6 protein-coding genes are annotated in these 12069 nt (G+C 68.0%); 3 read left to right on the top strand and 3 right to left on the bottom strand.

Annotation, left to right across the window (positions count from 1 at the left end; genetic code table 11):
* Positions 1–18 precede the first annotated feature (18 nt).
* Positions 19–948, top strand: coding sequence for a cyclase family protein (locus VGK20_01665; protein ID HEY2772737.1), 930 nt, complete (start codon positions 19–21; stop codon positions 946–948).
* A gap of 399 nt (positions 949–1347) precedes the next feature.
* Here the strand turns inward: VGK20_01665 and VGK20_01660 are convergent, their stop codons facing one another.
* Genes VGK20_01660 through VGK20_01650 form a run of 3 tightly spaced genes read right to left on the bottom strand, consistent with a single transcriptional unit; the run spans position 1348 to position 3364 of the window.
* Positions 1348–2031 carry a TetR/AcrR family transcriptional regulator gene (locus tag VGK20_01660; GenBank protein HEY2772736.1) on the bottom strand — a complete coding sequence of 228 codons (684 nt, stop codon included), beginning with the start codon at positions 2029–2031 and terminating at the stop codon, positions 1348–1350.
* Between the two features lie 4 nt (positions 2032–2035).
* A complete protein-coding gene (locus tag VGK20_01655) occupies positions 2036–2908 on the bottom strand; it encodes an LLM class F420-dependent oxidoreductase (GenBank protein HEY2772735.1) in 873 nt (290 codons plus the stop codon).
* A gap of 57 nt (positions 2909–2965) precedes the next feature.
* The gene (locus VGK20_01650; GenBank protein HEY2772734.1) at positions 2966–3364 is read right to left on the bottom strand and encodes a CbiX/SirB N-terminal domain-containing protein; all 399 of its coding nucleotides are present in this window, start codon (positions 3362–3364) and stop codon (positions 2966–2968) included.
* 206 nt (positions 3365–3570) lie between these two features.
* On the opposite strand from VGK20_01650, the gene VGK20_01645 reads away from it, so the two are divergent.
* Together VGK20_01645 and VGK20_01640 are read left to right on the top strand one after the other, a co-directional pair.
* Entirely contained in the window at positions 3571–4329 is a 759-nt protein-coding gene (locus tag VGK20_01645; GenBank protein HEY2772733.1) for an SDR family oxidoreductase, read from the top strand.
* A gap of 409 nt (positions 4330–4738) precedes the next feature.
* Complete coding sequence (locus VGK20_01640) at positions 4739–11644, top strand: hypothetical protein (protein HEY2772732.1); 6906 nt, start codon at positions 4739–4741, stop codon at positions 11642–11644.
* The last annotated feature ends 425 nt before the right edge of the window (positions 11645–12069 follow it).

The following is a 12069-nucleotide window of genomic DNA, read 5'->3' as shown; positions in this document are numbered from 1 at the left end:
CCCCATTACACAAGAGTTATGAAAAGAGTCCGGGATATTGCGGGGAAGGTTTCGAACTGGGGGCGTTGGGGTGCCGACGACGAGCGCGGCACGCTCAACCTGATCACGCCCGAGGTCGTCCGGCGCGCGGTGGCGTGCGTGCGGCGCGGGGACGTCTTCAGTCTCGGCCTCTCGCTCGGGCCCGAAGGGCCGCAGACCGGATCGGTAATCGGCCGCTTCAATCCCCAGCACTACATGACCGCGATCGGCACGCTGATCGGCGAAGACCCGCGCGGCTTCTGCTACTCGGACGACGTGCTGTCGCTGCCGCTGCAATCGTCCACGCAGTGGGACAGCCTCGCGCACGTGCACTACGACGGGAAGCTCTACAACGGCTATGCGGCCGGCGAGCACCTCGGCGCCGGCGGCGCCACGCGCAACGGCATCGACAAGCTTGCGTCGCCAGGCATCGTCTCACGCGGAGTGCTCGTCGACCTGGCCCGCCATCGCGGCGTCGAACGCATCGCGCCCGGCACTGCGATCCGCCCCTCGGAGCTCGACGACGCGCTTGCCGCCCAGGGCTGCCGGCTTCTGCCCGGCGACATCCTCGTGCTTCGCACCGGTCACCTTTCGGTGTTCACGAAGGACGGGGACCGCGAAACTTACCTCTGGCAGGGCCCCGGTCTCGGCCTCGACGCCGCCGAATGGATCCGTGAGCGCGATCTTGCCGCGGTCTGCTCCGACACGACCGCCGTCGAAGTGATGCCGTGCGAGGATCCTTCGCTCCTGTATCCGCTTCACCTGCTGTGCATCCGCGACATGGGAATGCCGTTCGGCGAGATGTTCGAACTCGACGAGCTCGCCCGCGACTGCGAAGCCGACGGGTGCTGGGATTTCCTGCTGACCGCGCCGCCCCTGCGAGTCACCGGCGGCATCGGCTCCCCGATCAACCCCCTGGCAATCAAGTAGCACCCTGTCGAAAGCGACCAGCGCGATACGGCTCGAACCCGAAACCCTCGCGACCAAGCCGCCGCAAAACCAAAAACGTCGCGAGCCGCCGGCGCAACGCCGAAAACGTCGCAAGCGAGCGGCGCGAACCGAGGACGTCGCAACCGAGCGCCGCAACCAGGAAACCGAAGCGAGCGAGCAGCGCGAACCCGAAGACGTCGCGAGCGGGCGCCGCGACAAGGAGAACGCAGCGAGCGGGCGGCGGTGGGCGTTCGCGCTCGCGGCTCCGCAGCGCGCCCACCAGCGTCCGTTCATGAGACTGCGATTCATGCGCCCGAGGACGTAGCGAGCGCGAATGCCCACCGCCGCCCGCCAAGGCAGTACGCAACGCCGCGGGGGAATCAGCGAGGCGTAGGGGGATCAGCTGGCCGCGTCCGATTCTTCCTTCTTGCGCGCCGTCGCCGGCGCGAACTCCCCCTGCGCCGCCAGGTAGCGCGACAGCAGCGCGCTGAACCAGTGCCGGAAGCGCCCCTCGGCGCCTTCGTCCGCCTCCAGTCCCGAGCTGAACCGCATCGCTTCGCCGACGACGCCGGTGCCGAGCGCCGCCGCGCCGACCATCATCACGACGAAGAGCATGTCTTCGAACTCGAAGCGACGACCCTTGGTCCACCCGCCGCTCACCATGCGCACGTGCGCCGCTTCGGCCAGCGCGCGCATCAGGCGGCTGTCGTCGCGCGCGTTGGTGCCTTCGAGAATGAGCCACGCCACCAGGCGCGCATGCCCGCGCTCGGCGAGAATGCCGAACACGGCGTCGAGGATCGACGGAATGTCCACTTCGCGCGTCATCTGCTGGCGCACTTCGTCGAGCACCGCTTCGCGAAGCGTGTCGAGAGCGCGTCTCACGACGGCCTCGACGAGGCCGTCGCGGCTGCCGAAGTGATGCAGGATCGCCGGATGCGAAACGCCGACGTCGGCCGCCAGCTCCTGCAGCTTGATGCCGGCAGGCCCGTACTGTCCAAGCCTCTTCTCGGCCGCATCGAGGATGATGCTCTTGGCCTCCTCGGCGGTGCGGCGGATGCGCTTGGGTTTCTTGACGGCTGTCATCGCTTCACCCCTTGAACCTCGAGATCACCTCGTCGCCGAAGCGCTTGAGCGCATCCTTCTTTTCTTCGAGCGAGTTCGGATCGGCGCCGTAGAGCATCCACGGCGCAGTCGTCATCGTCGTCGCGCCGAGGTCCTCGATGCGGCGGTAGCCGTCGACGTCGAACACGTCGGTGCACGCGACCACCGCTTCGAACGGTCGTGAGTCGGTGCCGAACTCCTTGCGCAGGGCCCCGAGCTTGCCGAGCAGCTCGCGAAGCTCGCTGGTCGTGTGCTGCACGGCGATCCAGCCGTCACCGATGCGTGCGGCCCTCTTCAGCGCGATGTCGCTGATGCCGCCGACGAGAACCGGCACCGGCTCCGTCGGAACGGGGCTCATCTCGAGGCGGTCGAACGAGTAGTGCTTGCCGTGGTGCTCCTGCATGCCGCCGCGCCACAGCTTGCGCAGGATCTCGACCTGCTCGTCCATGCGCTTGCCGCGCGTATGGAAGTCGGTGCCGAGCAGCTCGAACTCCTCTTTCATCCACCCGGTGCCGATGCCGAGCGCGACGCGTCCGCCCGACATCACCGCGACCGTGCCTATCTGCTTGGCGATGAGCAGGGGGTTTCGCGCCGGCAGGATGTAGATGTTGGTCATGAAGCGCAGGCGGCTGGTCACCGCGGCCATCGCGGCGATCGCCGTCCACGGATCGGGCCACGGTGTCGCGCCGGTCCAGTACGGCTTTCCGTCCTTGGCGTACGGATAGGCGCTCGAGAGCTTCTCCGGGAAGACGATGTGGTCGGAGACTGCGAACCAGTCCCATCCCGCTTCGTCCGCGGTGCGAGCCAGCTCGAGAAAATGGGTGGGGTCGTTGAAAGCCAGTGCCGCTGCGAACTTCACGCTCGGGTCTCCTTGGGAACAAATCTGTCAAAAAACACGAGGCGGGACGAACTCCGGTCAGATTCTGTTTGCGCCTGGCGCACTTCGGGCGCGGCGGGCGACGAGGTCGGCCAGCAACGGGTCGGGCCCGAGGCAGGCCGTGACCGTCACGGTCAAGCCGGGATGCCGGGCCGCGGCCTCGGCTGCGAGAGCCGGGACGTCGGTCTCGGAATGGCGTCCCGGCGCGAGAAAATACAGCGCAATCACCACCTTGGCTGCTCCCGCCCGCACGGCGGCATCGATTGCCTCGCCGATGGTCGGTGAGGCCAGCTCCATGTGTGCCGCGAGCACGGCGATGAACTCGCTGCCGCAGCGCGCCGAGACGGTCGCGACCACGTCATCGAGCGCCGCGTTGGATGCGGGCACGCGACTGCCGTGATCGACGATGACCAGCGCAACGGGACCTTCGCTTTCCATCCTTATTATATGGCGCCTTATTAAGTGGCGCCTTCACGGTCGCGGCGAACGGGCCTGGCCAGGGCGAGTGACGAGGCCACTCGAGGCCGGCCGAAAGACGCGAGATTGCCAGTCCGGCCGCGCCCTTGCCAGCGCCCGCGGCGGCATTGCATTGCAGTGCGCGACGCGCGAGCTGGACACTCGGGCGCTTCCGGCTAGAAGGCCGAATGCTTTTCGACCTTGCGGGACACGTCGCGCTGGTAACGGGCGGCAACGGAGGGATCGGACTCGGCATGGCCCGAGGCCTGGCCCGCTCCGGCGCCGCCATTGCGGTCTGGGGCAGGAACGCTGCCAAGAACGACGCGGCGATCGCCGAGCTGCGCTCCCTCGGCGCGGATGCCGAGGCCTTCGCGGTCGACGTGACACGCGAGGACCAGGTTTCGAGTTGCATGAAGCAGGCGGTCGACCGCTTCGGCCGCATCGACTCCTGCTTCGCCAATGCCGGGGCCGGCCTGGCGCGGCCGTTCACCGAGATGTCCGTATCCGATTGGGAGTCGGTGATGAACGTCAACCTTGTCGGGGCCTTCCTCGTATTTCGTGAGGCATCACGTCACATGATCGAGCGCGGCGGCGGCGGCAAGCTCGTCGGCATCGCGTCGATCGGCTCGATCCACGGGATGCCGCGCCAGGCCCAGTACTCGGCGAGCAAGGCGGGACTTTGTGCGCTGGTGCGCTCGCTGGCCGTCGAGCTGGCGCGCCACGACATTCAGGCCAACGCGATCCTGCCGGGCTGGATCGAGACCGACATGACCGAAGCGGCCAGGGCCTGGGAAAAGCTGAGGGACACCGTCGTGCAAAGGACGCCGGCACGGCGCTGGGGCCTCCCCGAAGACTTCGAGGGCATCGCCGTTTACCTCGCGTCGAAGGCGTCGCGATTCCACACCGGCGACACGATCCGGGTCGACGGCGGCTACGCAGTCTTCTGACGACGTTCGCACGCTGTTTGCGGGTCTGCGGCCGCACCCAATGTCAGCCGGACTGCCATATTTTTCCCTAGACTTCTCAAGGCATTTTGACGCATAATCCGCCCCCTCCAGGGGGATTCCGGGGAACGGCCGCGGGAAGTACGCAGCCGGCGGAATCCGGGGTTGACAAGGATTGCCTACGGGCCCGGCGGGTGAGTCTCTTCGCGGAGCGCGCTCGCAGCGACGGTCCGACGAATCGCAGGGCGACGGTTCACCAGAGCCGGCGAGCCCTGCTGTGAAGAGGATCTCTTCACCCGTGGGCAAAGCATTTCCGGATTCGGCGGGAATCCGGACCGCTAAGCGGAAGCGGGCGAAACACCGGCAACGAAGCGGACGGGCTTCGTGCGTGGATCGTCGAAAGGGGGATCTGATGACTGAGGCAACCTGTTCTCGGAAGCCGTGGGTGGCTGCCAGGCTCACGACTGTGTCCGGCATGAATACGCGGGGGCGTACGTACGGGGGGCGCGCGTTCTTCACACGCGTCGCGTCGGCTGCAGTCGCAGTAACAATACTCACAGTCGCCTGGAGCAGAGACGCTTGGGCCGTCTACCCCCATATATGCCTGGAGGACCAGGCCGGCACGAGCCTGAACTGCACGGCCAACGACTTCGCGGTCACCCACATTAACATCGACACGGTCAACTCGGCCGACATCATCTGCACCAGCCCTTCGGACACGATCACGATCGATGGAGATTTGATCGCCACGTCCAATGCACCCGATCGCTACGACATCGGCTTGTGGCTGGGCGCAGACGGTGTGGATGCGCTTACCGGTACTTGCTCGGCAACCCTGCTGACCGACACGTACCCCATTCCCGGTCAACCGTGGGTGCAGGACGGCGACTCATGCCCGGACGGCAATAGCAGCGGCACCTACTCTTCCCACTTCACCGGCGTGACGTTGGCGTGCTCGGATTTCATCGTCAACGCTACCCAGGTCGCGGGGAGTGACGGCATCCTCGATCTCGCCGTCTGTACATCGTGGGCCAACAACACTGCCCCCATTTGCAACAGCGTGGATCAGGCCAACCCTCAAACCGCCTCGAAGTGCAATTGCGCCCATGTAGATACGATTCCCCAGATAGTGGTACCTACGTGCGTGGTTGGTGCCTGCTGCGTGGCCGGCTCTTTCCTGCCGAGCACCACCGTGTGCCGTCCATCGGCCGGCGTCTGCGACACCGCGGAAAACTGCACCGGCACTTCGAGCGCGTGCCCGGCCGACTCGTTCGTCGCATCGACCACGGCGTGCCGCGCATCGGGCGGCATCTGCGACGTTGCCGAAAACTGCACCGGCGCTTCCGCCGCATGCCCAGCCAACGCCTTCGTCGCTTCGACGACGACCTGCCGCGCTTCGGGCGGCATCTGCGACGTCGCCGAGAACTGCACCGGCGCGTCGGCGGCGTGCCCGGCCGACGCCTTCGTCGCATCGACGACGACTTGCCGTGCATCGGGCGGCATCTGCGACGTCGCCGAGAACTGCACCGGCACCTCTGCCGCGTGCCCGGCCGACGCCTTTGTCGCGTCGACGACGACTTGCCGCGCCTCGGGCGGCCTTTGCGACGTTGCCGAAAACTGCACCGGCACCTCCGCCGCGTGCCCGGCCGACGCTTTCGTCGCTTCGACCACGACGTGCCGCGCCTCGGGCGGCGTCTGCGACGCTGCCGAGAACTGCACCGGCACCTCCGCCGCGTGCCCGGCCGACGCTTTCGTCGCTTCGACGACGACTTGCCGTTCCTCGGGCGGCATCTGCGACGTTGCCGAGAACTGCACCGGAACCTCCGCCGCGTGCCCGGCCGACGCTTTCGTCGCTTCGACGACCACTTGCCGTTCCTCGGGCGGTATCTGCGACGTTGCCGAAAACTGCACCGGAACCTCCGCCGCGTGCCCGGCCGATACATTCACCTCATCGACAACCGTCTGCCGTTCGTCGGGCGGCGTCTGCGACGTCGCCGAGAACTGCACCGGAACCTCCGGCGCGTGTCCTGCCGATGCGTTCGCCGCATCGACTACGCTCTGCCGCGCATCGACCGGCGTCTGCGACCCGTCCGAAAATTGCAGCGGAACCGCGGCGGCGTGCCCTGCCGATACGTTCACCGCGTCGACGACCGTCTGCCGTTCGTCGGGCGGCGTCTGCGACGTCGCCGAGAACTGCACCGGAACCTCCGGCGCGTGCCCGGCCGATGCGTTCGTCGCGTCGACCACGCTGTGCCGCGCATCGACCGGCGTCTGCGACCCGTCCGAGAATTGCAGCGGAACGGCTGCGGCTTGCCCCGCCGATACGTTCACCGCATCGACGACGGTCTGCCGTGCGTCGGGCGGCGTTTGCGACGTCGCCGAGAACTGCACCGGAACCTCCGGCGCATGCCCGGCCGATGCGTTCGTGGCGTCGACCGCGCTGTGCCGCGCGTCGACCGGCGTCTGCGATCCGTCTGAAAATTGCACTGGAACCGCAGCGGCGTGCCCCGCCGATACGTTCACCGCGTCGACGACGGTCTGCCGCTCGACCGGCGGTATCTGCGACGTCGCCGAAAACTGCACCGGCACCAGCGGCGCCTGTCCTGGCGATACGTTCGTCGCATCGACGACGGTCTGCCGTGCGTCCACCGGGGTCTGCGATCCTTCCGAGAGCTGCACCGGAACCGACGCTGCATGTCCGGCCGATGCATTCGTCGCCTCGACGACGACCTGTCGCGCTTCGAGCGGTGTCTGCGATCCGGCCGAGAACTGCACGGGAACTTCCGGGGCCTGTCCAGGCGACACCTTCCTTGCATCGACGACCGTCTGCCGTTCGTCGGGCGGCGTCTGCGACGTCGCCGAGAACTGCACCGGAACCTCGGGCGCGTGCCCGGCCGATGCGTTCGTTGCGTCGACTACGCTCTGCCGCGCATCGACCGGTGTCTGCGATCCATCCGAAAATTGCAGCGGAACCGCGGCGGCATGCCCTGCCGACACATTCACCGCATCGACGACCGTCTGCCGCCCGTCCGGCGGCGTCTGTGACGTTGCCGAGAACTGCACCGGAACCTCCGGTGCGTGTCCTGCCGATGCGTTCGTCGCATCGACCACGCTCTGCCGCGCATCGACCGGCGTCTGCGACCCGTCCGAAAACTGCAGCGGAACTGCAGCGGCATGCCCTGCCGATACGTTCACCGCGTCCACGACGGTCTGCCGCTCGACCGGCGGCGTCTGCGATGTCGCCGAGAACTGCACCGGAACCTCGGGCGCGTGTCCGGCCGATGCTTTCGTTTCCTCGACCACGACCTGCCGCGCGTCGGGCGGCATCTGCGACGTTGCCGAAGATTGCACGGGCACCTCTGCCGCGTGCCCGACCGATGTCTTCGTCTCCTCGACGACGACGTGCCGTCCTTCGGCAGGCGTTTGCGATCCGGCCGAGAAGTGCACGGGCGCATCGGTTGCATGCCCGGCCGACAGTTTCCTCGCGTCGACGACGACCTGCCGCGCCGTCGCCGGCGTCTGCGACATCGCGGAGAACTGCACCGGCACGTCGGCGGCGTGTCCGTCCGACCTGTTCCTCGGCACGACGACCTCGTGCCGCGGTACGGCCGGCGTCTGCGACCTGGCCGAGCACTGCACGGGCACCGAGGCCGCCTGCCCGTCCGACTCGTTCGCGAATTCGAACTTCACGTGCCGCGCAGCCGCCGGCGTCTGCGACACCGATGAGAACTGCACCGGCACCTCGATTGTGTGTCCGGCCAACTCGTTCCTGAGCGCGGCCACCGTGTGCCGCGCAAAGGCCGGTGTCTGCGACACGCCCGAGAACTGCACCGGAATCAGCGCGAGCTGCCCCGGCGACGGATTCCTCAGCGCTGCGACGCTCTGTCGCGCGTCAGCCGGCGTCTGCGACGTCGCGGAGAACTGCAGCGGCGCATCGGCCTCGTGCCCCGGCAATTCGTTCCAGTCGGCAGCGACGACCTGTCGCGCGTCGACCGGCGTCTGCGATGCGTCCGAGAACTGCACCGGCAGCGGCGCGACGTGTCCGGTCGATACGTTCCTGTCCGCAGCGACGATCTGTCGTGTCTCCACCGGAGTGTGTGATCCGGTCGAGCACTGCAGCGGCGCAAGCGGCAGCTGCCCGGCCGATACGCTGCTGCCGCCGACCACCGTCTGTCGTGCGCCGGCCGGCATTTGCGACACGCCGGAGAACTGCACCGGCGCAGGCGGCGCCTGTCCGGCCGATGCCTTCCTTTCGGCTGCAGTGACTTGCCGCGCAGCGGCCGGTGTCTGCGACATCGCCGAGAACTGCACCGGTGCATCGCCGCTTTGCCCTGCCAATACGTTTGCCGGTGCGGCCACCACGTGCCGGCCGAGCGCAGGCGTCTGCGACGTCGCGGAAAACTGCACCGGCGGCTCTGCCACCTGCCCCGGCGACACCTTCGTCTCGGCGACGACCACGTGTCGTGCCGCGGCAGGCGTCTGCGACGTTGCCGAGCAGTGCACCGGCAACTCGGCTGCGTGCCCCGGCGACGCACTCGCGTCCGCGTCCAGGGTCTGCCGTGCTTCGGCCGGTGTGTGCGACGTTCCCGAGAACTGCACCGGCTCGTTCGCATTCTGTCCGCCGGACAACTTCGCATCGGCCTCGGTCACCTGTCGCGCAGCAGGTGGGGTCTGCGACGTCGCCGAGCAGTGCACGGGAGCTTCGGCTGCGTGCCCGGCCAACAGCTTCGTCGCTGCGTCCACCGTGTGCCGCCCGGCCTCCGGCGTCTGCGACGTCGCCGAAAGCTGCACCGGCGTCAGCGCGACGTGCCCGGCCAACGGTTTCCTCGGTGCTTCCACCGTCTGCCGTCCGGCAGCCGACCAGTGCGATGCAGCCGAGAACTGCAACGGCGCAGCGGCCAGCTGCCCCGCCGACGGCAAGAAGCCGTCCGGCTCGAGCTGCGGCAGCTCGGCGCAAAGCGTCTGCGACGGCGCCGACACCTGCGACGGCTCCGGCACCTGCCAGAGCAACCTGGCGCCGATCTCCAAGGTCTGCCGCCCGGCCGCCAGCGATTGCGACGTTGCCGAGAACTGCGACGGCTTCGGCCACTGCCCCGGCGACTCCGTCAAGTCCGACGGCTCGCCGTGCGGCTCCCCGGCCGAGACGACGTGCGACAAGCCCGACACCTGCCTTGCCGGCTCGTGCCAGGACAACATCATCTGCGAGGACTGCTCGGTTACGCTGCGCAAGATCCACAACGGCGACACGACCCCCGGCGGCACGGTCGAGTTCACACTGCAGTGGTCGAACTCCTGCCGCGATCCGATCTCGAACGCCGTCATCAGCGATACGCTGCCGAACGGACTCGAGCTGGTGTCGGCAAGCTCGCCGGACGCGTCGGCGTCGACTGCCGGCAACACCGTGACGTTCAACATGGGCACGTTTGCCGGCGGCGACGTTGCCCAGGGCACGATCACGGCCAGGGTTGCCGACGATGCGTCGCCGGGCTCGACGATCGAGAACGTCGCCCATTACGTCGACGACGCTTCGCACAGCGCGACCGGCAGCGACAAGCTGACGGTACGCAGCATCGACGAGCTGTGCCCGGTCTCGCTGCGCAAGGTGCACTCGGGCAACGACAACCCGGGCGGCCAGATCCAGTACACGCTGCAGTGGTCGAACGCGTGCCAGGCCGACGTCACCGACGTGACGATCTCCGATCCGATGCCGGACGGAGTGCTGCTCCTGTCGGCCACGTCGTCGGATGCCGACGTCACGATCGACGGCAACTCGGCCATCTTCCACATGGCGAGCTGGAGCGCCGGCACCGTCGGCCAGGGCCTGATCACCGCGACGATCGATCCGCAGGCACCCGTCGGCGAGTCGATCCTCAACGTCGCGACGCTCTCCGACCCGGCCGGTCACCACGAAACGGCCGACAGCCTGTTCCGCGTCCGAGGCGGAAGCACGGCAACGACGAGCCTGTCGTGCGCCGTGTCGGGCCAGGTGTTCGCGTCGCCCGGCAGCTTCGTGAAGTACCAGGTGCGCTACCGCAACGGCACCGAGAACAACGCGCTGTCGCTGACGCTGCCTGACGAGGTCAACATCGAGAGCGCTTTCCCGCCGCCGTCGAAGCAGGACGGGCAGACTCTGGAATGGGACAACCTGGCGCTGACGGCCGGCAAGGTGTCGGTCGAGACCCAGGTCGGACTGCTGGTGACCGACCAGACCGTGCTGTCGACGAGCGCGTTCGTCGACGACCACGCCGGTGACGTTGCCGTCTGCGAGCACGAGGGCGTGGTCTCGCGTTCGCAGGTGCTGTTCGCGTCGATCAAGGCGCAGACCCACAGCCGGCCGGGCCTCGGCGTGCGCTACACCGCGCGCTACCGTGATGCAGTCGGCCACAACCAGATGACGGTCTCACTGCCGAGTGACGTCACCGTGCTGCGCGCGCTGCCGGCGCCCAGCGGCGGAACCGACAACACGCTGATCTTCAAAGACCTGCCGGTTCCGGCGGGCGTCGTGAAGATCGACACGCAGGTCGGCAACGTCGCCAACGGCACCGTGCTGGTGGGCAGCCTGACGATGACCGACGAAACCAAGGACATCGTCGGCGCCGAAACGCAGACGGTGGTCGGGGACGCGAGTTCGACCGCGGGCGGCACCTCGGCGCTCACGCTGACGACCGTCAAGTCGGTGACGCCGGGGACGACGACCGACATCACGATCCGCTACGACGCCCTGCAGCCGCCTGCGACGATCACGGTGACGCTGCCGCCGGAGCTCGTACCGACGCTGGCGGTGCCGTCAGGCACGCTGACCGACGGCCAGGCCACCTGGTCCGGCATCGCGACGAGCAGCGGCTCGATCAAGCTGCGCGTGATGGTCGGTGTGTCCGCCGCGGCCGGCAAGGCGCTGGTCATCAACGGATCCGAGACTGACGGCAGCGGAGCGAGCCAGACGGCGCAGGCCTCGACGATCGTGCGTGACGACACGACATCGTCGCCGGGCCTGTCGATGACGCTGACGCTGCCGCGCACGGTGACCGCGGGACTCACGTCGGACTTCTACGCCGACTGGGCCGGCCTGCAGGGCACCGGGCACCTCGTCATCACACTGCCGTCCGGCGTCACGGCCCAGAGCACGGTGCCGAGCGGTGCGGCGATCAGCAGCAGCAACGTGACCTGGAACGGGCTGACCGACGCATCGGGCACGGCCAAGGTGCGCGTGCTCATCCCGGCAAGCGCCGCAAGCGGCAGCTCGCTGGCTGTCAGTGGCCAGATCGGTGACACGACCGGTGCCAGCGCCAGCGCCGCCGGTACCACGTCGGTTCGCTGAGCAATCCCAGCGGCGGCTGCCGGGCCCGGATCCGGGGCCGGCAGCCGCCGCCAATCCCGTCTTCCTGCTTCCGGGCGTCCCATCACGACCAGATTCACCTTTTTTTCGCCCGGATAACCCCGGGCTGCGGAAGGCCGTCCTCTGGGTCGTGACTGCCGCCACAGATCCGGAAATCCGGCCGCCCGGTTTGCCCCGGCACGCGGCACAGGCCACGCGAAACCCGTTTGCTTCAGTACGTTTCCGCGGCGAATATGCATTCCGCAGCGGCCGTTTTCTTGGGTGGGTAACGGTCGCGAAGTGGTTCCTGGCGAGGGGATCGGGTCGGGGAAACTACGGAGCGCATTGCGGAGAATCCCGGGGAAGGGTTCGCGCGCTCACTGCCCCCCGCCTCCTCTTCACGAATCCATCGCTTTTTGAGCCGCTCG

This window comes from Candidatus Binatia bacterium (assembly GCA_036493895.1).
Lineage (GTDB): Bacteria > Desulfobacterota > Binatia > UBA1149 > CAITLU01 > DATNBU01.
The sequence above is the reverse complement of the archived record's forward strand: the minus strand, read 5'-3'. Positions and strand labels throughout refer to the sequence as shown.